Below are 22,678 nucleotides of genomic sequence, written 5' to 3'. Positions count from 1 at the left end.
TAGATCAATAGATCCTTTATTAAAATTTGTTCCCGGACGGAGGAGGAACAGTTGAAGTGAAGTTGAGATTACTTCGGGGAACTGAAGCATTTTGAAGATCCTTAACCTCCCGATAATTAGTATAGCTATGCGTTCCTGGGATCAGGTGTTCTTCTTACTGTTTTTCCTTCCCTGATCTTTAAAGAAATATCCTCCAAAATCAGGTAAAGACAGGGGACCAGAACCAGAATAATTGAAGTGGCAAATACTATCCCAAATCCTAATGAAATTGCCATAGGAATTAAATATTGTGCCTGGCTGGAAGTCTCCAGGATAATGGGAGTGAGACCTCCAAAAGTGGTAAGAGTAGTGAGCATTATTGGCCGGAAACGCCGAAGTCCTGCTTCATGAATGGCATCGTAAACAGAAAGTGTATCTCTTTTGTTATTAGCGTAGTCAATCATAATAAGGCTGTCATTAACTACAACACCTGATAAAGCAATAACACCCATTAAGCTTACAAGTGAAAGATCGTAACCAAGCAGGATGTGACCAATTACCGCTCCCACAATTCCGAACGGAATCGCAGAAAGTACCACCAGAGGCTGGGTGTAACTACTAAAAGCAATTGCAAGCAAAGCATAAATAAGGAGCATAGCCATAGAAAAACCGCTCCAGAGAGAGTCTGTAGATTCTCGCATATCTGCCTGGCTTCCTTCAAAGGTCCAGGTAATCCCGGGGAAATCTGCCCGTAATTGCGGGAGTACTTCCTGCTGTACAGAAGCAAGTACCCGCGTCACCGCATTTGCAGGTTCAACATCCATTCCTACATTGACCACCCTGCGGCCGTCTCTTCGGTTAATATTTGTGAAAGCTTCCCGTTCTTCTACCGTGACCACATCCATCAATGGAACTTCTACGCCATCGGGAGTCCTTACAAGAAAATCTTCCAGGTTTTGAATATCCCGACGCTCCTCAAGAGGTAATTTTACACGGACTTCAATTTCATTTGTACCTCTGAGCTGTCGCATAGCAAGTGCGCCAAAAAATGCATCCCGCACCTGTCGTCCCACTTCATTGGAAGTAAGCCCCAGGTTCCGTCCCTCCGGCAAAAGATTAAAATCGTATTGAAGTTTGCCTTTGTTATAGTTGTCACTAATGTCCCGGGTATTATTAAAAGTTTCCATTCTCTGCATGAAAGCGTTACTGGCCTTTTCAAGAACTTCTATATCAGTATGGCTAAGATCTATACTGATGTCCTGTCTTGCACCCCCCGGCCCTCGTTCTGCTTCAAAGGTTATTTGATCCACCCCCTGGATATCTCCTATATTATCACGCCACAAGGCAATTAGCTCTTTAGCGGTCATATCGCGTTCATCCGGAGGTCGCATCACGATCTCCACGTCAATAAAGTTTTGTCCGCGTACATTGGTTTTAATTCCTTCGGCCACTTCGTGGAGATTATGTTTGTCAAACATTTCCCGGGTAGATTGAGTGATCTCTTCGGCTACTTTTGCAGCCTGAATATTTGTTGTTCCCACAGGTAATCTAACCCCGGCTTCAATCTCATCTGCGGCAACTTCCGGCATCATAATCATTCCCATATGATCGCTGTAACCATAGCCTCCCACTATGAGAAGTAGTGCAATGGCAGCACTCAGAGTAATATATCTGTATTTTAAACACAGGTCTAAAAAGGGGCGGTAATATTTGTCTATAACCCTGTTGAATCCTTTTGCAAAAGATTCCTGCCAGTTTTCAAATTTTAAGATCCAGCCTTTACTTTTTTTAGCAGAAAGATGTGCAAGGTGGGAGGGAAGAATAAATAATGCCTCCAGCAGCGAAACTGCAAGAATTACAATTACGACTGCCGGAAGAGGCCACCAAAATTTTCCGTTTTCCCCAGGCATAAAAAGGAGAGGCGTAAAAGCAAGAATAGTTGTTAATATACTAAAGATTACAGGTTTTGAAACGTTTTTAGTACCTTCAATGGCTGCTTTTACCGGGCTCATTCCCTGTTGGCGGAATTCGTAAATATTCTCTCCTACAACAATGGCATCATCAACAACAATTCCCAGGACAACCAGGAAGCCGAACATGGAGATCATATTTATACTCACTCCAATCATTGGCAGAAATATTATTCCTCCTATAAAAGAAATGGCCATTCCCATCATCACCCAAAAGGCAAGACGGTATTCCAAAAAGAGGGTAAGAATAATTAAAACTATAACAATAGCCATTATTCCATTTTCGGTAAGCAGGGACAGCCGTTCTTCGTAATCTTCAGCACGGTTACTGTCTATACGATATTCTACTCCCGGAGGAAGGTCTAAATCTTTCAGAATAGCCTGAACAGCTTCAGCAATATCTGATGGAGACTGATCGCCCACGCGAAAGATCTCAATTTCTACGGAAGGAGTTTGATTAAAGTGTCCGTGAAAACCTGTTTCTTCAAAACCATCAGTAATAGTAGCAATATCGGCCAAAGTGACCCGCGCACCCGATTCGGAAGAGACTATAGTAATTTTCCCGAATTCCTCAGCCCATTGCTTTCGTTCCTGCATTCTAAGGAGAATTTCACCCGAATGAGTCTCCACTGCACCTGCAGGAACGTCTTCACTGGAACGGGCAACGATATCTGCAACCTGTCCCAGGGTGAGGTTGTACTGCCGGAGTTGGTGGCGCGGGATTTCAATGTGAGTTACATAATCAGGAACATTTCCAATTTCCACCTGTGTCACCTGGGGGTCGCTGAGCAATGCCATTGCGAAAACGTTCCGCCAGTTTTCTCAGGGTCCAGACGTCAACATTTCCGTAGATGCCAATTTCCATTACATCCTGTTGCCGCGACTGAAGATTTACCTGTGGCCGCTCAATATCATCGGGAAAAGTTTGAATTCGCCTTACCGCCTGGTCAATATCCTGAAAGGCCTGCATTCTGTCAGTTCCTGCAACGAGTTCAATAGATATTTGTCCTGAACCTTCGTTTGCTGTGGAAACGATTTCTTTAATACCCTGAATTCCGCGAATGGCTTCTTCTACCGGAAGTAAGATTCCCTGTTCCACTTCGGTAGGAGCTGCTCCGGGATAATTTACACTCACTTCTACAAAATCCAGCTGGAACTGAGGGAAAACTTCTTTCTGAATATTGAACATCGTCCAGATCCCACCACCTATTAAAATTATCATTAAAAGATTGGCAGCAATAGAGTTTCGAGCCATAAAACCTATAGCCCCTTCTTTACGTATATCTTTCTTATCCGGCTTATTCATGGCTGCTAATCTTCAGGTAATTCTGCTTCAACCTTTAAAGTATCCTTAGAGGTTGTTCCCTGTGTTCGTAAAGGAATTCCCTCGGCTACAGTACTAAGATTCGTTGTAACGACACTATCTCCATCTTTCAAACCCTCGGTTATATATGCAAATTCTGCATCTGTGAGATCTACAGTGACCTTACGAATGGCAAGTTTTCCATCCTCCATGACCCATACAGTTTGATTGGTACGTACATAGTCACTGTTCACTCTTACAGCATCTTTAATTTCTTCTCCTTCAACTAAAGCATCTACAAAAGATCCTATCATTAATTCAGGAACTCCTTTTTCCTCACGGACGAGGGGGTCCGGAATTTTTACCAGCACCCTTGCCAGCCTGGTTTGAGCATCAAGAGCTCCTACCTGGTTAGCCAGAAAACCTGTGCGGAAAGTGTTTTTTGGCCAGGATGTGGTATTGCGGATTTTCACTGAAGATCCTTTTTCACCTTCTGATTCCGGGAATTTTAAGTAGTGAAGTTTGGACACAGGAACTGTAAGGACTAACCAATAGTAATCGGTGCTAACGAGCCTTCCTAATTCATCTCCGGGTGAAACCTGGGATCCCACTGTAACGTTCTGGCTTAAAATATGTGCATCAAAAGGCGCTCTAATAGTTGTACGGGCAAGATTGGTTTCTGCCTGTTCTACAGCCGCTCTTGCTGCCTGGATAGTTGCCTTAACGGCATTCAGCTGGGGTTGTCGTAGGACCAGCGACTGCTCTTCCCGGGTAAGAGAATCCCCTCCCACAAGAGCCAGATCCTGTTGCGCCACTTCCTGCCTTCCCATTTCCACGGAAAGATTGCTTTCCGTTTGCCTTAATTCGCTTTTCCTTAATTCCAGAGCATTGCGGTAATCTGATGGATCTATTTGCAGGAGAATTGTTCCTTTTTTCACAAAACCTCCGGGAACAAAGGCAGGAGACATGCGTGTGATCTGCCCGTTCACCAGCGGGCTCAATAACACATCTTCTACGGCTGGACCGTGCCTGTAGAAGAGATTTCAGGAACATAATTTCCTTTTTCCACCTTTTCTACGTCTACCAGCATCGCCATTTCCCGGGTTGCAGCTTCACTACCCGCTGTAGGTTCTGTCATAAAAATAAAGACGGTTATTGCCACTGCCACAAGCAAAATTCCGGCGCATATCAGGATTATTTTTTTTGTCTTCATTAGTATTAATTTTGTTGCTCGAGCATTGGAGGTGTGTAACCTTCAGTTTCAAAGCCTCCCGCAATGGCACGATAAAGAGCTATTCTTATTTCCAGTTGAGTTTGTTGTGCCTCCAGTAATTCTCGTTGTAATTGCTGTTCCTGATCCAGAGAGAGCAGTACATCCAGATACTCTGTCATTCCGTTTAGAAACTCTATTCTTAATTGCCCGTTTGTTTTTTGTGCAAGCTCCAGTTGTTTAGCCAAGAATTTCAATTCGTTCCTTCTGCTTTAGTTCGCGTAGAAGTGCGTCCTCTACTTCCCGAAAAGCAACTAAAACAGTTTGGCCGTATTGATATAACAATTGATTTTTTATAGCTTCAGTTCGATCTACTTCTGCGCGTAATCTTCCCCAATAAAGAAGGGGTGCTACAATATCTGCTCCCAGGGTATAAGCCCAATCCTGGAAAAGGGAACTGTAATTATTCGATCTCATTTGCCCTGCAAGAGAAAAGGAAAGCCGGGGATATTTGCTTCTTATCGCCTGTGCCATTTCCCTGTCTGCGGCCAGGACGAGATTATACGCGACTTTTACGTCGGGTCTTCTTCTTACCAGTTCCAAAGGTAGCCCCGTCTGTGGAAGAGGAGGTAGTTCAGGAATAAAAGCTCCTGCAGCAACTTCTTCATTTTGAGGCGGCCGTCCTAATAAAACCGCCAGTTGGTTTTCTAAAAGTTCAATTTCTGTTTCATAAAAGACTTTTTCATTCCGGGTGCTTTCGAGGAGTTGTTCCTGCCGAAGAATATCTACCGCCCGAATTTGTCCACTGGTAAACCTGGCCCTGATGAGCCTCATAATGTCGTTATTCGTTTGAATTTGTTCATTTACCAGCAGCAGTTGTTTCCGGGCTGTTACAAGTTGATACCACGTAATTGCAGTTTCTGCAGAAACTGTCATTGCAGCGGTTTGAAAATCGAAAAATGTGGCTTCTGCACGAAATTTCTCAGCCTGAATTCCCGATCTAATCCTGCCCCACAGGTCGAGCTCATAAGATGCGGAAAGGCCTATTTGTGTATTTTCACCACCCGCAAAATCCGGCTGTGGCCTGCTAATGGCAGTTCGTGCTGTGGCATCTACAGCAGGAAATAATTGTGAATTTTCACGTCGCACTACAGCTTCTGCAGCCTGAAACTGTTCCCAGGATCCTGCCAGATCCAAATTCTTATCTATTGCCATCCCTACAATGGAATCCAGGGTGGGATCATCAAATGTAGTCCACCATTCTTCAGGAAGGGTTTCTGTTCCTGTTAGGCTAAATTCTTCCGGTTGTTCAATAGGAGCTGCTACGGTATCCATTTTTGGAGCACAACCTTCAGATAAAAGTAAAGTACATACAAGCAATGGCAGCCATAAATTAACTGGCGGCCTGCAGGTACTTACTCCTGTCTTTGGCGTTAATGGATAAAAAATGATAATAGCAGCAATTTTTTATAAAAACCTAAAATCCTCTTTTCTTTATTTAGGAATTTGTGTGTATTCTGGATAATTAAGAGGCTTTTTTCTAAAGTTACTGTTTTTTTGGAAGTTGGCAATTTAACCTGTAAGGGACTTCTGGAGTAATTGAAAAAATATTTGCACAGTCTTTTTCCTTCAGGAGTTCTTTAAGCAGTATATTTATTAATTAAATAAAATTTGAGCTGAACATTAACAAAGAAAAATTTATAGATTTCTTCATGAATTTTTAACTTTATATATATAATACTACTATTTACAACTAAATTGTATGGACAGGTTATTGAAACTCATTGAAGAAGGGGAAGCCGATGTTATTCTTTCTGAAGAAAAATTAATCCCCCGATTTAATGAATTAATGAAGCACGATCTGGTCACACTAAAAGATGAAAAAGTTTTTTTGACCGAGAAAGGTAAAAAGGCAAAAGTGGAAGGTGTAGACAAGATTATTAATCGGGAAAAAGAGTTACAGGTTCAGAATTCGCATATCTCTAAAAGATCCCCTGCTATTACTATTTTAAATAAAGACCGAAACAGGAAAAAATGGTTATTGGGTCTTGCGTTATTGCTACTTTTAGCTGTTGGTTTTGCTGCAGTGGCGGTTTAAAATTAATTTTGAAAGTCGAATGAGTTCAGGAGTTTTCATTCCTTCTCAGGAAGTCAGACTTTATAATCGATGTTTACAATTTCTTTGATTCCCTCGGGATATGGCGTGGGTTTAATGTTAAACCGTCTTTCAAATTTCTCACTTTCGAAGACATAATCTCTATTGTACTGGTAAAGCATTTCCGGCAGTTCCCGCATAAAAGGAACAAAAATGCCAATTAGTTTCAACATGATCCCGGACACCAGTTGAAATCGTGTTTCATTACCTAATTCTTTAGCAATAGTTGTTATCTATTCCTTGCCTGTCAAAGGGTTTTGAGCAGTATGTAAATGCCATCCTGGTTGTAAGCAGCTTCAGTATTACCGAGTAATGCAGTTGCCCTGCTTAGCGTCGGGAGTGTATGTAAAGGAATGTTTGTACTTAACCGATCCCATCCAACTCGCTTTCTTACCCCGGCTTAAGGGTTTGAAAACTGTTTCTGTAAGCAGGCTGCAAAAACTCCAGTATTATAGAATTTTGATTATATCTGCCTTTGATTTTTTAGGATTTTCCTTTTAAAACTTAGATTTTGCAGGCCAATGCTCCTGCTCCCGATGATTTAAGACCACTTAATTGTAGTTATATATTAAGATTTAAAACCGAACTATAAATAATTAAATAAAAAGAAAGACTTCAGGCACTGTATATCAAGGGTTTTTGGCAAATATTATTTCGTGTAGCCGTAGCAATAGAAGGCGCTTCAGGTGGATTTAGAGATTTTTAAAGAAGGTCAAAATGTCTTAAATTGAAAACTTTTCCAGCCGGAAAAAGGTGGAAGTAATGAAGAACGAAAAACAGAAAAGAAAATGCAGGAGGAAGTATTTCAGAATAAAAAAGAATTTAGACTTGTAGGACTATCAAGAAGTGGAAATCACGGGGTAATAAACTGGATTATTAATCAACTGGAAGGCCGTTATTGTTTCCTCAATTGTACAGAACCCAAACACAATCCTTTCTCAACAGTAAGGCCCTTAAATGCAGATGGTGACGTGTACAGGACTAATATCCGCGATTTTAATCTGGATCAGGAGAAAACAGGAAAATTTTCATCCAAGGATTTTCTTTTATATAACCACGAAGATTGTTTTCTTGGTCCCTTAAATGGTAAATTTTTTCAGCAGAAAAAAACAGAATGGACGGGAGAATCAAAGGAAAGGAAGGATATTCTTTTGCTTCGGGATCCCTACAACCTTTTTGCAAGCCGTTTAAAATCAGGACTAATTAGAGGACATTACACTCATCATGGTTCTAAACCAATTTCTTTACTTACTCTTCAGAGGCTTTACAAACAGCACGCCCGGGAATTCTTAGGAGAGAAAAATTACCTTAAGAATAAGATTCTCATCAACTTCAATTTATGGGCAAGAAGCAGGGACTACAGGGAAAAACTTGCAATTGAACTTGGAATTCCTTTTACCGATAAAGGATTTAAAGAAGTTACAGAAGTTGCAGGTGGCAGTTCTTTTGATGGCACAAAATTTTCTGGGATGGCTCATAAAATGGATGTGAACGACAGGTGGAAAAAATATGCAGCAGATCCTGAATTTCAGGATTTGTTTGATCCTGAGATCAATGAACTGGCTACAAGGATCTTCGGGGAAATTGAGCCTGTAAAGCATTTTAAAAATAATCTTATTTCTGTTTAAAAAATTTGCTGCAGGTCTTTCAGAAAAAGGAAGGAATATTAGGAACAGGAAATCACTACTGCAGTAAAAGTTTGAAAATTATTATGTTTTACAGGATCAGGGACACACCCGATAAGGAGAGCAGGATTAACAGGATGTTTCTAAACTGGGCTTTATTGATCTTGGGAAAAAGCTTTACTCCCAGGAATTGTGCAAGAATGAAAACAGGCAATATCATCAAACTCATTTTCACATGCTGAAGATTAAGAATACCACTGATGCTTAATGCTTAAGACACGAACCAAAGTCACCAGGGCCAATACTCCTATCATAGTTGCTCTAAAAGTTCTGGCTTCCTGAACAGTGTTTTTTACGCTTATAACGTAAAGAGGGCCCCCTGTTGAGAAGACCCCGGCAAAGAACCCACCAAGAACTCCAAACGCTAAATTTGTTTTCCGTCCCAGGATAAGTTCATTTTTGCCAAATAAAACATATGCTACATAGAGCAGAATGAAGATCCCAAGACCTTTTTGTAAAACTATGGGTTTGGTGTAACTAAGAACTATGATTCCAAGAACAACCCCAATAACTGATGCCAGGCTTAACCGAAGAATGGTATCCCTGTCTATGTTTTTCCATTCTTTAAATACCATAAAGGAACTGGAAAAGAGATAGAATATTGATATATAAGCAATTGCATCTGGTAATTTTAAAGCAATTAGAAGTATTGGCAAAGCAACTAACGAACCTGCGAATCCAACCAGGGTTTGAACAAAGAAGCCACAAAAAATCGCAATAGCCAGTATTACAAGTAAAAATATATCCACTAGAGAAGAGTTTTTCAGGTTGCAAAATTAAGTGATATCAGGATTTCCTTAAAGTGGATTCAATGGGGAAAAATCCTTTTTTCAGTCAAAAATTTGTATTTTTAGTTCTCTAACAATTGAAAGAATGGTAGATGAGATCGATCGCAAGATTATTAATATCTTAAAACTTAACTCCCGATTGCCTTATGCTGAAATCGGTAAAAAAATCTTTTTATCTCCGTCTTCAGTAAGAGAACGCGTAAAGAAACTGGAAGACAGCGGAGTGATTAAAGCATACACCCTAAGCCTAAACCAGTCAATGTTGGGAAATAGCCTGGAGGTTTTTATAATGCTTAAGATCTTTAGCGGGAAGTTTAAAACTGCTCTTTCTGAAATAAATTCTTATCCCGAAGTAAAAGAGGCCTTCAGGATTACAGGGCAGCATAATATACATATGAGAGTAGCCCTTAAGGATCAATTGCATTTGCAGCAGTTTATCGATAAGCTGATCAATTTTGGCGAGCCAACAACTCACCTGATTCTGTCTAAAGTAGGGAAGGAGTAGGCATAAAGAATAGAATTTACTTTCTTATAAAAGAGATTTGTTTTCCTGTTTATAGGAGTTTTCCATTTTTAAAGAAAATTCAAAAATTTTTTTAACTTTCAATATTAATTACTCTCAGTTCACGCATATGAATGCAAAAAAGAATTTATCGTTAGAAGAACAGGAAGAACTTTTGCAAACCTTAAAAGCTCGCTTCGGGAAGAACAAAGGCTAAGCATAAATCGCAAAAATGGGAGGAAGTAGAAGAAAGGTTAAAAGCGAAGTCTGATAAACTTAATTCTCTTTACGAGATGGAAAACACCGGAGGAGAGCCCGATGTCGTTGGGCAGGATAAGAAGACCGGGGAATATATTTTTTACGATTGCTCGGCTGAAAGTCCAAAGGGCCGAAGAAGTTTTTGTTACGACCGCGAAGCTTTAGAATCCCGGAAGGAACACAAGCCGAAAAATAGTGCAGTGGATATGGCTGCTTTTATGGGAATAGAGATTTTAACCGAGGAAGAGTATCGGGAACTGCAAAAACTGGGCGAATTTGATTTGAAAACTTCCAGCTGGGTGAAAACTCCTGCAAAAATCAGAGAGCTGGGTGGTGCCGTTTTCTGCGATCGTCGTTATGACCAGGTTTTTCTTTACCACAATGGAGCACAATCTTATTACGCCAGCCGGGGATTTCGCGGATCTTTAAAAATTTAATGACATTATTCCTTTATAAATGACTCCAAAACCCGAGCTTTATTTTGAAACAGATAATGAATGGAGGGAATGGCTACAGGAAAATCACGCAACTTCAAAAGGAGTTTACCTTATCCTTTACCGGGTAAGTTCTGTTAAAGCCTCTATGCGATGGGAAGAAGCTGTGAGAGTAGCTCTTTGCTATGGATGGATTGATTCTACTGCGAAACGAATAGATGACGAGAAGAGGAAACAATTATTTACTCCAAGAAAACCTAAAAGTGTTTGGAGTAAGGTAAACAAGGTTCATGTTCAGGAGTTGATTGATTTGGACCTGATGCACGAAAGCGGACTTTATAAAATAGAAGCAGCAAAGAAAGACGGCTCCTGGATTGCACTTGATGATGTTGAAGATTTGGTCATTCCTGAAGATTTACTGGCTGCTTTTGAAACCCATCCTGTTGCATTTAAAAATTATTCAGCCTTTAGCCGCTCTTACAGAAAAAATTATCTGTACTGGTTAAATTCTGCCAAAAGAACTACAACCCGGGAGAAGCGAATTTCAGAAATCATCAAATGTTGTAACGAGAACCTGAAAATGAGACCAGGCGTAAGGTGAGTAAGTTCTCATTAATAGGTTGTGCCCAGGACTGGGGGGAATGTATTAGGATCTTCAGGATGTAATAATTTGTTATCCCTAACAACCCCGGTAATGTAATTATACCGTCTTTCGGAGCTATGAATTAAATTGGCCATAAGGAATTATCAATAATATGAATAATTCCGTTGGAGGCCTGGATGCTTCTAGTAATTTTAGCCTCCTTCCCAGAACTGCCTTTAATTTGCAAGGTTTCACCCTCCCTTTTTAAATATATTTTTTCACCACTAAGCGAATTAATGAAGGAATTTGAGGAGGAGTCTGTAACTGCAATTTGTAAAAGTTCTTCGGGTGTATAAGAAGTTTTTACAAAGTAATTAGAAAGCAAATCTGGCTCTCCCATTTTTTCATCAGCAGGAAATGCGTTATTATCAGGTGCAAAAACGGTGAATAACTGCTCGTCCGTCATATAGAAAGGCAATTCTTCAGCTTCCATAAGCATTGCAAAATTACTTAATTCAGCTTCACTTTTCAAGGTTTGCATAATATCCTTTCCTTCCGGCTCTGCAACCTCCTCAATGTATTCTTCTTCTATATCTGGTACAGGGCGAACCTCATTGTCTTTACAGGCGGAAAAGATAAATATAAGGATCAAGGGTATAAATTTTACTGTTAATTTAAATTGTGGATTTATCATATTTAAAGTATTATTTTAATGAATGGTTTTTCTTAAATTACCTTTTTTCCTTAGATGTACAAAAAAAATTAATAATAGTTTAAGGGTTAAGCCTTAGAGTTTCCGAACACACCAATCCTTTATGAAACGGCCAAATTCTATTCTGCTTTACCTGCTTATCGGTTTAAGTACCTGCATCGTAATACTTAGTCTTCTTTCCCTCATTCACGATTTAAAATTCTGGTATTTTAAAATTTTGGACTTTCCGCGGCTACAGTATTTACTGTTTGCAGTCATTTTTCTTATTCTTTTTTTAATTATAAATAAGAAATGGAAATTTTCTTCAGCCTTCCTGGTTTTGGGTCTTTTGGCCTCTATTTTTATCCAGGGAAAAGTAATCCTGCCTTACTACATAGGAAGTAAAACCGTTCCTGATGCAGGAAATGGAGCTTCAAATAAAGGCAGAAGTGTAGGAATTCTAATTGCCAATGTTTTGATCACCAATAGAAATTCTGAAAAATATATAGACATAGTAAGAGAAGCAAATCCTGACATGGTGCTGGCCATGGAAGTAAATAAGTGGTGGGTTGAGCAACTTCAGGTTTTTAAAAATGAGTTCCCTTATACGATGATACTTCCTCTGGATAATGCCTACGGAATGGCTCTCTATTCAAAATATCCTTTGAAGAATCAGGAAGTCATGTTTTTAAACAAGGATAATGTACCTTCATTTTATGCTGAAGTCCTATTAAAGTCGGGAGAGAGTTTTTCTTTTTTTGGAGTTCATCCTGTGGCACCAGTACCTTCCGGAAAATATCCGGATAATCAGGGGGAAAAGGAGGTGGCACTTTTAAAAGTGGGGGAAATGGTAGTAAATCAAAAACTTCCTGTTGTAGTGGCAGGAGATTTTAATGACGTTTCCTGGTCACATACTTCCCGATTATTTGAGGGAACAGGAGCCCTTAAAAATGTGCGTATTGGCAGGGGATTATACAATACTTTCGATGCCAATTCCAGTTTTCTTCGCTGGCCTTTAGATCATTTTTTTGTAACTTAGTGAGTTTTCATTGCTAAACCTGGAGCGACTGCCTGATTTTGGCTCAGATCACTTTCCTGTATTGGCTGAATTTGTGTTATCTGAATAAGTAGTGGTCTCAGAAAAATTTGGAGTTGTTATTGAAAAGAGAGATTGTACATTCCTGCAGATTCTAACAAATTTGAATTATGATATTAGGGTTTTTCCCGTATCCCTTCCAAAATTATGCTGTCAACAGTTTGATCTCCTGTATTTTCAGACTTGTACAAAACTGAAATATCTCCCGTAGATTCCAGAACGACAGCAAGTACCTGGTTTACATGAATGATATTAGCTTCCCTTAACTTGGCGATTAGCTGGGATCTCTCAATTCTTGCATACCTTAAATTTTCTTCAATTATATGCTCTCCCTTCATCAACATCAGCGGTTTATTTGAAATGGCCGAACTTAAAGCAGGGAATCTTTTTTGCAATATTGAAAATAAGAAAGCCAGGAAAAGAAGACTCGCTATTGCTACAGAGCCATGAACAATAGATGTACTGGAAGTTAGTGTAGAGGCTATAATACTACCAACAGCAATGGTGAAAGCAAAATCGTAAACGGTAAATTTTGCAAATGATCTCAGGCCTATAATTCTCGTCAACAGGATAATAACCAGGAATAATAAAATACTTCCCAGTACTGTTTCTAAAAGGGGATCACTTTTGTCAAATATCCATTCCATATGCTCATCTATTTGAAAACTAAATCTATGAATAAATATTAGCAGTATGATGTGTATCATAAATTAACTGCTGTAGCTGCTGTTATTTTACTATCTGGAATAGGAAACAATGACATCAATAGAAAAAATTATAAAAAGAATAGAAAAAGGGGATGCAGTTTCAATTCTGGCTGAAGATTCCCTGGTTCAAATACTTAATGAACTTCTAAAATATGAGTTTATAGATTTGGTTGGTGATAAACTGGTGGTAACCCACAAAGGGAGAGAAGCAAGTTTAATTGGAATTGATAAAGTATTATCAAGGTTATAAATTCAGGAGGAACTAAAAGAATTTTCTGTAGAGGTACAGAGAAAGGCAGCTTTTGTCTTTAAAATGTGGCTGATCCTTTGCTTGTGCATCCTAATATTATTCATAGCAGGAATAATTTCAGATTTTCAGTTTCTGTTTTAAAACAGAAAAGAAAGATTCAGTTCAAGAAATATTATTTCCGTTGTTTTAGGTATTTATTCCTGATGTTCCTTTGCTTTTTTTATAGTAGCATCAATACCTTTTAAAAGACTTTCCACGTCAAAAGGTTTGGGTAGAAAATGATTGGCTCCGGCGGCAAGGCAATCCTCTTTGGCCCCATCTTCCCCAGACATCATCATAATAGGTATGTCTGAAATATTATCTGTATTTCTAATTGCTGCACAAATTAAAGTTCCATCAAGACCGTTTAATCTCTTATCCATTATAACCAGATCAAAGGAATCATTCTGTAGATTTTCGACCGCCTTTGCAGGTAATCTTAACAGGTTTACTTTGAATCCATTCATTTGGAGATGGTCACTAAGAATTATTCCCAAAAATTCATCGTCCTCTACTAATAAAATTTTCTTCATTTAGCCTTTTATCAAATTTTAATACAGGAGGTCAAAACCTGATAGCAGACCCTCTATTAAATGGAACATATAAATCCGATTTTCAACATTAGTATCTCAGTTTATTAATTTTAAGTCAGGTGCAAAAAATCACACTACTATTAAATCACTTGAAATTAGTAAATGAAGAACTTTGCTGCTGCCAAAAATAGGAATAAAACTATAAACCACAAGCTTACTTAATCTTACTAAACATAATCTTTACTTAAACTTTCAGGAAAAAAGAAGAGAATGGTTTTAACAGTTGTTTAATTAGGCCAATCTAGTCCTAGACTTCTCTGGCCCAAATCAAATCTTAATGATTTTTTCTTTTTTCACATTAATTTCACATATTTTTTAGATTTAAAGTGTTTTTTTTACCATTCGTTGATTTGTAATAATTATTGACCTTTTTCTTAAATACTAATTGTATTAAACCCCCATAGAGAAATGCCGAAGACAACTGCACCCGTTAAACCCGATAATAAAATTTCTGCTCGTAAAACAACTCCCCGGAAAGGCTCCCTTGCTAAAAAAGCAAAAAGAGTTCCTCATAGTGAAATGTTTAAGGATAACGAATACGTGCATGAGCAGCTAGACAGGCTGATTTTTGCACTGGAAGCTTTTAGGGAAGGAGATATTTCTGTTCGACTATCAAAGGAACGAAATGACAAATTTGCCGATCTCGCGGAAGCTTACAATTCGATGGTGGAAATGATTGGGGGTGTTAGTACCGAGGTATCGCGGATATCCAGGGTAGGAGGTATTGAAGGAAACCTGGATGCCAGGGCAGAGTTTAAGGCTTCCACAGGGGTATGGAAGGATATGATCGATAACATCAACATTCTTATTGAAGCTATTGCAAAACCTGTACTTGAGGTAAGTCGCATTCTTAATAGTATTGCCGCCGGAAAACTGGAAGATAAATTTAGTCTTACGGTAACAGGGGACTTTAGGGCAATGGCCGATGTTATTAACCGAACTCTGGGGAGTTTGAACATTTTTGCAGAACAGGTGACCCTGGTGGCACGGGAGGTGGGAGTAGAAGGAAAACTGGGAGGACAGGCAAGTGTACCTAATGTCTCGGGAACCTGGAAAGATCTTACAGACAATGTGAACCAGATGGCAAGTAATCTTACAGAGCAGGTAAGGGAAATAGCCCGAGTAACCACAGCGGTTGCAGATGGAGATCTCTCCCGAAAGATTACAGAAGAAGGAAAAGGAGGGGAAGTTCTTGGTCTCTCTACTACTATTAACCGAATGGTGGATTCCCTGAACATCTTTGCTGCAGAAGTTACTAATGTGGCTCGGGAAGTGGGGGTGGAAGGAAAGCTCGGTGGTCAGGCCGATGTACCGGATGTTGCCGGAACCTGGAAGGATCTTACAGTCAATGTAAATACTATGGCTTCCAATCTTACAGCACAGGTACGGGAGATAGCCGGAGTGGCAACTTCAGTTGCAAATGGTGACCTTTCAAAGAAAATTTCCATCAATGTAAAAGGGGAGATAGCAGAATTAAAGGACACCATTAACCAGATGGTTGACTCCCTGAATATTTTCTCTGATGAGGTAACACGGGTTGCGCGGGAAGTAGGAACAGAAGGTAAACTGGGCGGGCAGGCAACTGTACCGGATGTTGCCGGAACCTGGAAAGACCTTACCGACAATGTAAATACAATGGCAAATAACCTGACGAATCAGGTGAGGGAAATTGCCTCGGTAACTACCGCTGTGGCCCAGGGAGATCTTTCTCAGAAAATTACAGAAGAAGGAAAAGGAGGAGAAGTTTTGGTTCTTTCCAATACGATCAATAGCATGGTTGATTCTCTAACCCTCTTTGCTGCTGAAGTAACTCGTGTGGCCCGGGAAGTAGGTACCGAAGGAAAACTGGGAGGACAGGCAACTGTTCCAAGTGCTGCAGGAACCTGGAAAGATCTTACTGATAACGTAAATATCATGGCAAGTAACCTTACTACCCAGGTAAGGGAAATTGCAAATGTAGCTACCGCTGTAGCAGATGGGGATCTTTCCCAAAAGATTACTATTGACGTAAAAGGAGAGATAGCAGAATTAAAAGATACCATTAACCAGATGGTGGATTCCCTGAATATTTTCTCTGACGAGGTAACTCGTGTGGCTCGTGAGGTGGGAACCGAAGGAATTCTGGGAGGACAGGCAGACGTGCCGGATGTGGCCGGAACCTGGAAAGATCTAACCGATAATGTGAACTACATGGCTTCTAACCTTACCACCCAGGTAAGGGAAATTGCAAATGTAGCAACTGCAGTTGCAAAAGGAGATCTTGCACAAAAAATTGCCATTGAAGCCAAAGGTGAAATAGCAGAGTTAAAAGAAACCATTAATACCATGGTGGACTCCCTCAACATATTTTCCGATGAGGTAACCAGGGTTGCCCGGGAAGTAGGTACTGAAGGAATTCTGGGCGGTCAGGCACAGGTTCCCAATGTTGGAGGTGCCTGGTGGGAATTAACCGAGAATGTGAATACGATGGCTTCCAATCTTACGACGCAGGTAAGGGAAATTGCTTCCGTAACCAAAGCGGTGGCAAACGGAGATCTTTCCAAGAAAATTTCCGAAGAAGAAAAGGGAGGAGAGGTATTGGAACTTTCAACCATTATTAATACAATGGTGGATTCGCTTAATATCCTTTCCAATGAGGTAACACGTGTTGCCCGTGAAGTGGGTACCGAAGGAATGTTGGGAGGCCAGGCAGAAGTTCCGAATGTGGCAGGAGCCTGGCTGGATCTTACAGGTAACGTAAATACCATGGCGAGTAACCTTACCAGCCAGGTACGGGAAATAGCCAATGTGGCAACTGCGGTTGCAAACGGAGATCTTTCGCAAAAAATTTCCATTGATGTAAAAGGAGAAATAGCCGAACTAAAAGACACTATCAACCAGATGGTGGACTCGCTGAACGTTTTTGCCGCAGAGGTAACCCGGGTAGCACGCGAAGTGGGAACCGAAGGTATGCTGGGTGGACAGGCAAAGGTGCCAAATGTCGCAGGTACCTGGAAAGGTCTTACTGATAATGTGAATACAATGGCCAGTAACCTTACAACTCAGGTAAGGGAGATTGCTTCGGTAACCACTGCAGTTGCAAACGGAGATTTATCACAAAAAATTTCAGAACAGGGAAAAGGAGGAGAAGTTCTGGAACTTTCCACTACTATTAACATCATGGTGGATGCCTTAAACATTTTTGCAGATGAGGTAACTAACGTGGCCCGTGAAGTGGGAACAGAAGGTATTCTGGGTGGGCAGGCCGAAGTACCTAACGTAGCGGGGTCGTGGAAAGATCTTACAGACAATGTAAACCAGATGGCGAGTAACTTAACCTCGCAGGTAAGGGATATTGCTAGCGTTTCAACCGCCCTTGCCCGGGGTGATTTCTCCAGAAAAATTGATGTGGAGGTAAAAGGAGAGGTACAGGAACTAAAGAACAACATCAATGCGATGGTTGACAGTTTCACGACAATTGTAAAAGCAGCTAATACCATTGCTGAAGGAAACTTCTCAATTGAGATGCCGCTTCGAAGTGAGGCAGATCAATTAGGTATCGCCCTGAACTCGATGACTGAGAACTTGAAACGAATTTCAGAAGAGAATGAAAACGAAGCCTGGATTAAAACAGGACAGGCGGGACTTAATGATAGAATGCGGGGAGAACAGGATCTTCTTACCCTTTCTAAAAATATTATTTCCTATCTCACTAAGTATCTGGATGGGCAGGTGGGCGTGATTTATCTTGCAGAAAAGAACAACGAAAGGAAACAATTAAGAATGACCGGGTCCTATGCCTTTACCCGAAGAAAATCTTTAAAAACCACTTTTGATTTTGGAGAAGGTCTTGTGGGGCAGGCGGCATTGGAGAAAGAAGTTATTATAATTTCGGGAATTCCTAATGATTACATCAGTGTGTCATCAGGCCTGGGAGAAGAAAAACCCCGGCACATACTCGTCCAGCCGTTTATGATAGATGGGGAAGTAAAGGGAGTGATCGAGATAGGATCTTTTAAATCCTTTAATGATAACCAGCTGGAATTAATGCGATCCGTAGGAGAGAACATTGCCATTACTACTAACTCTGCTCTGGACAGGGAGAAAATGAAGGATCTGCTGGAAGAGTCACAGCGACAATCTGAAGAGCTGTTGAAACAACAGGAAAAACTGAAGATCCAGAGTAAGGAATTACAAATGGCCAATGAAGATCTGGAATCAAAGACCACAGATCTTGAAATGCAGAAAGAGGACCTGCAATTCAGTAGGGTAGAGGTAGAACGAAAAGCCAAGGAACTGGAGCTTGCAAGCAAGTATAAATCAGAATTTTTGGCTAATATGTCCCATGAATTACGGACTCCATTGAACAGCCTTCTTATTCTGTCCAAGGACCTTAGTGATAATAATAAAGGGAATTTATACAAAGATCAGCAAAAGGCTGCCAGTATTATTTATGAAGGAGGATTAAGCCTGCTAAACCTTATTAATGACATTCTGGACCTTTCTAAAGTAGAAGCCGGAAAGTTACAAATTCATCCTGAAGAAGTTCTTGTAGAGAACCTTGTAACCAATTTGCAAAACCAGTTTGAGCCACTGGCAAAATCCAAGAAACTGAAGTTTACCATTGAATCTAAAAAGAATGCTCCTGAAAAAATAATTACTGATGGTCAGCGACTGGAACAGATCATAAAAAATCTTATTTCCAACGCTATTAAATTCACTGAAAAAGGTTCGGTAGAAGTATCTATATGTAAACCTGGTGATAAATTTACCTTTCAGGAGATCACCCTGCCGGGATCTGAAGTTCTGGAAGTATCTGTAAAAGATACAGGAATTGGAATTCCAGAAGGTAAGCGCCAGATGATTTTTGAGGCCTTTCAACAGGCAGAAGGAGGTACGAGTCGTCAATACGGAGGTACCGGACTGGGATTAACAATTTCGAGGGAACTATCCCGATTATTGGGAGGTGAGATCCATATTAAGAGTAAGGAAGGAAAGGGCAGCGTCTTCAAAGTATATATTCCTGTAGATCTTACTAACGCACCTATAAAGGAGATGGAAGATGCTATGTCCTCTTATAGTGATCCGGGTTATGCAAATATGCGTAATAATGATGTCACAGAAATTGCCGAAAGTTTATCTGAAGCTAATATGGAAGCCGATATTTCTGATGACAGAGATACTATAAAAATTTCCGAAGCTTCTGTATTGGTACTGGGAGGTGACGTTTTTTTTGCTGACATAGTAAAAGGAATAATTCAGAAACAAGGCTATAAATTCCTTTTTGCCAAAGATGGGAAAGAAGGAATGAAACTTGCCGCCCAATTTCAGCCTAATGGAATTCTACTTGATGAACAACTTATAGATATGAAAGGACTTACCGTTCTGGATCATCTAAAGTTCAACTTAAAAACCCGGCACGTACTGGTGTTCCTTCTGGGAGTAGAAGATCAAAGACGTGAGGCTCGTAGTAAGGGGGCTATGGGATTCTGTCTAAAACCGGTTTCTTTTAAAGATCTCGAAGGTGCCATTCAAAAGATTGAAAAATTACATACTTCCCCGCAGAAAGAAATCTTAATCGTTGAAGACGATGAGGGAACCTTAAAGGCCGTTAAAAGTATTCTGGAAAATAAGGATGTAATAATCTCTACAGCTGTAACCGGAAAAGAGGCAGTAAACCAGATGAAGTCCCGGAATTTTGACTGTATAATTCTCGACCTGAATCTGCCGGATCTCTCTGGTTTTGAAATACTTAAAAAACTGGAATCTTTTGGAAAGGCAGATGTTACACCTGTGGTGGTTTATACAGGTAAAGAACTTTCGAAAAAGGAAGAAAAAGAATTAACCACCTTTACAGACAGCATTTTAATAAAAGGAGCCACTTCCCCTGAAACGCTTCTTGATGAGGTTTCTTTATTATTGCACAGTGATGAAAGCAGACTTTCTACCCGACAGAAAAAGGTGATGGCTGATCTCCATGATCCAAAGCACGTATTAAAAGATAAAAAAGTACTTTTAGTAGATGATGACGAGCGTAATTCTTATGCTCTATCTAAAACCCTCTCTGACTCAGGTATGAAAGTAGTGGTTGCGGAAAATGGTAAAATAGCTATAGAAAAATTAGAGAAAGAAAAAGATATTGATATTATATTGATGGATGTAATGATGCTTAGTTATGGACGGATACGAGGCCTCATCAAAAATCAGGAAAAATGCTGATTTTAAAAATCTTCCTATAATTTCATTAACCGCTAAAGCAATGCCTGAAGATAAAGCTAAAAGCCTTGAAGCAGGCGCCAATGATTATCTTACCAAGCCTGTAGATATAAATAAACTACTGGACGTAGTGAGATTATGGCTAAACCAATAAAAATCGAAATATAGCTTAATCTTAGCTGAAGAATTTTAAATAAACAAGGGATCTTTTATGGGAAAAAAGATCCCTTGTTTATTTAAATTAATTGCATCTTAAAAGTCTACTCTCATAGTTTAAAATAAAATACAGTCGATGCAAAATGTGGAATAGTAATCCCAAAAGCGGGGGGTAATAACAACTATCCGACAATATCATATTTGCTCAACAAAATCTGCAAACACCTTTTTGTGCCGTTCAAGATCTAAATCGGGAGAAATGGATACCCGGGCAATATAATCTTTGTCGTCTTCTTTAGTGGTTCCCTGTGTGGAAGTTGCGGGTATGGTCCAGTAAGAACCTTTTAATTGTCCATAGCTTACCACATACTTGCTTTCGTGAGGTAGCTCTGTGATCATCATGTCGATCAATTTTTGATTTAATGCCCGCTTATAATTTTCCCTTTCCTCATCAGTATTTCCTTTAGTAGGGAGATCCAGCGAAAAAACTGAAGGGGTAAAACCTTCTTTTGCCAGTTCTTCTGAAACAAAATTTATTTTAGCTGCGGGTAAAGTGTTTTTGATAAAGTTTACAAATTCGCGGGTATTAATATAAGCCTCCTGAATTCTCCTGTTCATAGAAGGCAATTGTTCTGCTAAAATTTCAATTTGAAGATCTGTTGCCTCGTTGTCACAAAGTTTTAGATGTGTGTCAATTTTTTCCATTAAACTTTCAGCTCTTTTATTTGCCACACAATAGCCCGCAGTACATTTACCTCCACTTGGAAATTTGGATCCGCTAACATAGGAAACAGTCCTGATGGTTGAGAAAATTCCCTCATCCTTTAAGAATTGTACATTAGGACAAAAAGTTTGATCTAAAATAAAAACCGGATCGATAGCAGTATTTCCCTCTGCAGTTTTGCGCTCTTTACTCAAAGCATCACGCAATTTTTTTAGATCAGGAACTTCAACTCTGGGATTGGTAGGAATTTCAGCAATTATATATGGAACAGCATCTTCATCAGCAATTTTATCCAGCACTAAATTTATACTTTGAACCATATCATTATCACCATCAACCAATAGATCCACCACTTCTACATTCTCTATAGCAGCAGCTACCCTTCTTGCCTGGTCGTTCGTTCCGCCGTAACAATTGGGAGGAACAATGATTTTAATTGGTTTTCCCGGGTGTCTCTCCAACCCATTATGAATGAGCCCCATCATAATTGCGTACTGGATCGATAGTCCGGAAGATGCGATTAATGCTTTTGAATTTGTAGCGGTTATTTTATGAATTGAATCAACAACACTGGCTCTTTTTTCAGCTACATTATTTTTAGGATTATCAAAAGAAGTATTTCCAATCAACTGCTTTAAGACAGAAAAACAATTAGCTGGTGTCATAGCAATGGTCTCTCTCCTTCTCACATGCTGAATTTCGGAAATGTAACTTTCATTCCTGGCAGCATTGACCACCAAAATACTTCCGAAAGCAGAATGGGAGCTAATAAAAAAGTCAATATTATCATTAAGTTCCACGTTGCCCATATTATCTTCCTGTGAAAAGAAGATTGTACTGCCGTTAAAAGCTACTATTTCTCCTGGATTCTTAACTCGTTTCAATTCGAAATTATATCCGTAAACTTTTTTTAAAACTTCAGCATCAAGAAATTCCGGTAATTTCCCGTCATAAATGATTTGCGTTTTCTTTTTATCAAAGAGATTTTTTCTCAGAACGGCTAAAATGGGGATGGTCCTTGATGAAAAACTTATTACATTTTCAGGTTTTAGATCAATTAGCTTAGCAATAGTCCATTCCAGGACTGAGGATAAAGGATGGCCCAATCGAATATAATCAAATGCAGTGGGTAAGGCGCTGAGCGCTGAGGGTTCAGTATTGTTCTTATTATATAAACTCGTGAACTCTTCCAAAAATTGAGTTTTGGCCAGTTGTTCATTATAAATTTCCAGTCTATGGGTAGTTAACCGTAACCAGTCATCTGGCATATTCTTTAATACGTCTCCAATATAATTCAGCACTTTTTTCTCTTTCATATCTCTGCTTTTAATAAACGGCAAAGATAGGTGGAATAAGACGT

The 22,678-nt window shown here is 39.7% G+C and carries 21 protein-coding genes and 1 pseudogene; 9 read left to right on the top strand and 13 right to left on the bottom strand.

Annotated elements, in window-relative coordinates:
- Window positions 1-125: 125 nt before the first annotated feature.
- The 6 genes from LZ575_RS08210 to LZ575_RS08190 are packed head-to-tail and all read right to left on the bottom strand — an operon-like array spanning window position 126 to window position 5,797.
- Complete coding sequence (locus tag LZ575_RS08210) at window positions 126-2,747, bottom strand: efflux RND transporter permease subunit (RefSeq protein ID WP_255702881.1); 2,622 nt, start codon at window positions 2,745-2,747, stop codon at window positions 126-128.
- Window positions 2,692-3,255, bottom strand: coding sequence for an efflux RND transporter permease subunit (locus LZ575_RS22420; RefSeq protein WP_255702880.1), 564 nt, complete (start codon window positions 3,253-3,255; stop codon window positions 2,692-2,694). The genes LZ575_RS08210 and LZ575_RS22420 overlap by 56 nt, the downstream gene beginning before the upstream one ends.
- Before the next feature lie 5 nt (window positions 3,256-3,260).
- Window positions 3,261-4,253: an efflux RND transporter periplasmic adaptor subunit gene (locus LZ575_RS08205; RefSeq protein WP_235330224.1), complete on the bottom strand. Its 993-nt coding sequence runs from the start codon at window positions 4,251-4,253 to the stop codon at window positions 3,261-3,263.
- A gap of 11 nt (window positions 4,254-4,264) precedes the next feature.
- Entirely contained in the window at window positions 4,265-4,465 is a 201-nt protein-coding gene (locus tag LZ575_RS08200) for a hypothetical protein (RefSeq protein ID WP_235330223.1), read from the bottom strand.
- A gap of 5 nt (window positions 4,466-4,470) precedes the next feature.
- The gene (locus tag LZ575_RS08195) at window positions 4,471-4,719 is read right to left on the bottom strand and encodes a hypothetical protein (RefSeq protein WP_235330222.1); all 249 of its coding nucleotides are present in this window, start codon (window positions 4,717-4,719) and stop codon (window positions 4,471-4,473) included.
- Window positions 4,703-5,797 (bottom strand): TolC family protein, encoded by a 1,095-nt coding sequence (locus tag LZ575_RS08190; RefSeq protein ID WP_235330221.1) that lies wholly within the window; start codon window positions 5,795-5,797, stop codon window positions 4,703-4,705. Before LZ575_RS08190 ends, LZ575_RS08195 begins: the two co-directional genes overlap by 17 nt.
- A 427-nt stretch (window positions 5,798-6,224) precedes the next feature.
- On the opposite strand from LZ575_RS08190, the gene LZ575_RS08185 reads away from it, so the two are divergent.
- Window positions 6,225-6,560 carry a hypothetical protein gene (locus LZ575_RS08185; RefSeq protein WP_235330220.1) on the top strand — a complete coding sequence of 112 codons (336 nt, stop codon included), beginning with the start codon at window positions 6,225-6,227 and terminating at the stop codon, window positions 6,558-6,560.
- Between the two features lie 53 nt (window positions 6,561-6,613).
- On the opposite strand, the gene LZ575_RS08180 is transcribed toward LZ575_RS08185, so the two are convergent.
- Window positions 6,614-6,790: a hypothetical protein gene (locus LZ575_RS08180; protein ID WP_235330219.1), complete on the bottom strand. Its 177-nt coding sequence runs from the start codon at window positions 6,788-6,790 to the stop codon at window positions 6,614-6,616.
- Window positions 6,791-7,405: 615 nt separating this feature from the next.
- On the opposite strand from LZ575_RS08180, the gene LZ575_RS08175 reads away from it, so the two are divergent.
- Window positions 7,406-8,245 carry a hypothetical protein gene (locus tag LZ575_RS08175; RefSeq protein ID WP_235330218.1) on the top strand — a complete coding sequence of 280 codons (840 nt, stop codon included), beginning with the start codon at window positions 7,406-7,408 and terminating at the stop codon, window positions 8,243-8,245.
- Window positions 8,246-8,333: 88 nt separating this feature from the next.
- Here LZ575_RS08175 and LZ575_RS08170 read toward each other — a convergent pair whose 3' ends face one another.
- Together LZ575_RS08170 and LZ575_RS08165 are read right to left on the bottom strand one after the other, a co-directional pair.
- On the bottom strand, window positions 8,334-8,471 hold the full coding sequence (locus LZ575_RS08170) for a hypothetical protein (RefSeq protein ID WP_235330217.1): 138 nt from the start codon (window positions 8,469-8,471) through the stop codon (window positions 8,334-8,336).
- Window positions 8,472-8,487: 16 nt separating this feature from the next.
- Window positions 8,488-9,051, bottom strand: coding sequence for a sulfite exporter TauE/SafE family protein (locus LZ575_RS08165; RefSeq protein ID WP_235330216.1), 564 nt, complete (start codon window positions 9,049-9,051; stop codon window positions 8,488-8,490).
- Between the two features lie 124 nt (window positions 9,052-9,175).
- Here LZ575_RS08165 and LZ575_RS08160 point away from each other — a divergent pair, with 124 nt between their 5' ends.
- The 3 genes and pseudogenes from LZ575_RS08160 to LZ575_RS08150 all read left to right on the top strand — a co-directional run bounded on the left by LZ575_RS08160 (window position 9,176) and on the right by LZ575_RS08150 (window position 10,885).
- Window positions 9,176-9,595: an Lrp/AsnC family transcriptional regulator gene (locus tag LZ575_RS08160; RefSeq protein WP_235330215.1), complete on the top strand. Its 420-nt coding sequence runs from the start codon at window positions 9,176-9,178 to the stop codon at window positions 9,593-9,595.
- 127 nt (window positions 9,596-9,722) lie between these two features.
- A pseudogene (locus LZ575_RS08155) lies at window positions 9,723-10,287 on the top strand (DUF4256 domain-containing protein).
- A 19-nt stretch (window positions 10,288-10,306) separates the two neighbouring features.
- A complete protein-coding gene (locus LZ575_RS08150) occupies window positions 10,307-10,885 on the top strand; it encodes a YdeI family protein (RefSeq protein WP_235330214.1) in 579 nt (192 codons plus the stop codon).
- Window positions 10,886-11,009: 124 nt separating this feature from the next.
- On the opposite strand, the gene LZ575_RS08145 is transcribed toward LZ575_RS08150, so the two are convergent.
- Window positions 11,010-11,519, bottom strand: a complete 510-nt coding sequence (locus LZ575_RS08145) for a fasciclin domain-containing protein (protein WP_235330213.1) — start codon at window positions 11,517-11,519, stop codon at window positions 11,010-11,012.
- Between the two features lie 163 nt (window positions 11,520-11,682).
- Here LZ575_RS08145 and LZ575_RS08140 point away from each other — a divergent pair, with 163 nt between their 5' ends.
- The gene (locus LZ575_RS08140; protein ID WP_235330212.1) at window positions 11,683-12,597 is read left to right on the top strand and encodes an endonuclease/exonuclease/phosphatase family protein; all 915 of its coding nucleotides are present in this window, start codon (window positions 11,683-11,685) and stop codon (window positions 12,595-12,597) included.
- A 173-nt stretch (window positions 12,598-12,770) separates the two neighbouring features.
- Here LZ575_RS08140 and LZ575_RS08135 read toward each other — a convergent pair whose 3' ends face one another.
- Window positions 12,771-13,361, bottom strand: coding sequence for a YetF domain-containing protein (locus LZ575_RS08135; protein WP_311196026.1), 591 nt, complete (start codon window positions 13,359-13,361; stop codon window positions 12,771-12,773).
- Window positions 13,362-13,410: 49 nt separating this feature from the next.
- On the opposite strand from LZ575_RS08135, the gene LZ575_RS08130 reads away from it, so the two are divergent.
- On the top strand, window positions 13,411-13,611 hold the full coding sequence (locus tag LZ575_RS08130; protein WP_235330211.1) for a hypothetical protein: 201 nt from the start codon (window positions 13,411-13,413) through the stop codon (window positions 13,609-13,611).
- A gap of 194 nt (window positions 13,612-13,805) precedes the next feature.
- On the opposite strand, the gene LZ575_RS08125 is transcribed toward LZ575_RS08130, so the two are convergent.
- Complete coding sequence (locus tag LZ575_RS08125) at window positions 13,806-14,183, bottom strand: PleD family two-component system response regulator (RefSeq protein WP_235330210.1); 378 nt, start codon at window positions 14,181-14,183, stop codon at window positions 13,806-13,808.
- 468 nt (window positions 14,184-14,651) lie between these two features.
- On the opposite strand from LZ575_RS08125, the gene LZ575_RS08120 reads away from it, so the two are divergent.
- The gene (locus LZ575_RS08120; RefSeq protein ID WP_255702877.1) at window positions 14,652-20,441 is read left to right on the top strand and encodes a HAMP domain-containing protein; all 5,790 of its coding nucleotides are present in this window, start codon (window positions 14,652-14,654) and stop codon (window positions 20,439-20,441) included.
- Window positions 20,398-20,592, top strand: a complete 195-nt coding sequence (locus LZ575_RS22415; RefSeq protein WP_255702875.1) for a response regulator — start codon at window positions 20,398-20,400, stop codon at window positions 20,590-20,592. Before LZ575_RS08120 ends, LZ575_RS22415 begins: the two co-directional genes overlap by 44 nt.
- Window positions 20,593-20,789: 197 nt before the next feature.
- Here LZ575_RS22415 and LZ575_RS08115 read toward each other — a convergent pair whose 3' ends face one another.
- Window positions 20,790-22,634, bottom strand: a complete 1,845-nt coding sequence (locus tag LZ575_RS08115; RefSeq protein WP_235330209.1) for a PLP-dependent transferase — start codon at window positions 22,632-22,634, stop codon at window positions 20,790-20,792.
- Window positions 22,635-22,678 lie beyond the last annotated feature (44 nt).

Source organism: Antarcticibacterium sp. 1MA-6-2 (assembly GCF_021535135.1).
Classification (GTDB): domain Bacteria; phylum Bacteroidota; class Bacteroidia; order Flavobacteriales; family Flavobacteriaceae; genus Gillisia.
This window is presented reverse-complemented; position numbering and strand designations above follow the sequence as displayed.

Bases quoted from the DNA above. Each gene is read 5' to 3' on its own strand.
- LZ575_RS08180 (WP_235330219.1), bottom strand. From the start codon at position 6,790: ATGTTGAAACTAATTGGCATTTTTGTTCCTTTTATGCGGGAACTGCCG.
- LZ575_RS08185 (WP_235330220.1), top strand. From the start codon at position 6,225: ATGGACAGGTTATTGAAACTCATTGAAGAAGGGGAAGCCGATGTTATT.
- LZ575_RS08140 (WP_235330212.1), top strand. From the start codon at position 11,683: ATGAAACGGCCAAATTCTATTCTGCTTTACCTGCTTATCGGTTTAAGT.
- LZ575_RS08210 (WP_255702881.1), bottom strand. From the start codon at position 2,747: ATGGCATTGCTCAGCGACCCCCAGGTGACACAGGTGGAAATTGGAAAT.
- LZ575_RS22415 (WP_255702875.1), top strand. From the start codon at position 20,398: ATGGACGGATACGAGGCCTCATCAAAAATCAGGAAAAATGCTGATTTT.
- LZ575_RS08125 (WP_235330210.1), bottom strand. From the start codon at position 14,183: ATGAAGAAAATTTTATTAGTAGAGGACGATGAATTTTTGGGAATAATT.
- LZ575_RS08175 (WP_235330218.1), top strand. From the start codon at position 7,406: ATGCAGGAGGAAGTATTTCAGAATAAAAAAGAATTTAGACTTGTAGGA.
- LZ575_RS08115 (WP_235330209.1), bottom strand. From the start codon at position 22,634: ATGAAAGAGAAAAAAGTGCTGAATTATATTGGAGACGTATTAAAGAAT.
- LZ575_RS08160 (WP_235330215.1), top strand. From the start codon at position 9,176: ATGGTAGATGAGATCGATCGCAAGATTATTAATATCTTAAAACTTAAC.
- LZ575_RS08130 (WP_235330211.1), top strand. From the start codon at position 13,411: ATGACATCAATAGAAAAAATTATAAAAAGAATAGAAAAAGGGGATGCA.
- LZ575_RS08190 (WP_235330221.1), bottom strand. From the start codon at position 5,797: ATGGATACCGTAGCAGCTCCTATTGAACAACCGGAAGAATTTAGCCTA.
- LZ575_RS08200 (WP_235330223.1), bottom strand. From the start codon at position 4,465: ATGAAGACAAAAAAAATAATCCTGATATGCGCCGGAATTTTGCTTGTG.
- LZ575_RS08150 (WP_235330214.1), top strand. From the start codon at position 10,307: ATGACTCCAAAACCCGAGCTTTATTTTGAAACAGATAATGAATGGAGG.
- LZ575_RS08170 (WP_235330217.1), bottom strand. From the start codon at position 8,471: ATGAGTTTGATGATATTGCCTGTTTTCATTCTTGCACAATTCCTGGGA.
- LZ575_RS08120 (WP_255702877.1), top strand. From the start codon at position 14,652: ATGCCGAAGACAACTGCACCCGTTAAACCCGATAATAAAATTTCTGCT.
- LZ575_RS22420 (WP_255702880.1), bottom strand. From the start codon at position 3,255: ATGAATAAGCCGGATAAGAAAGATATACGTAAAGAAGGGGCTATAGGT.
- LZ575_RS08135 (WP_311196026.1), bottom strand. From the start codon at position 13,361: ATGATACACATCATACTGCTAATATTTATTCATAGATTTAGTTTTCAA.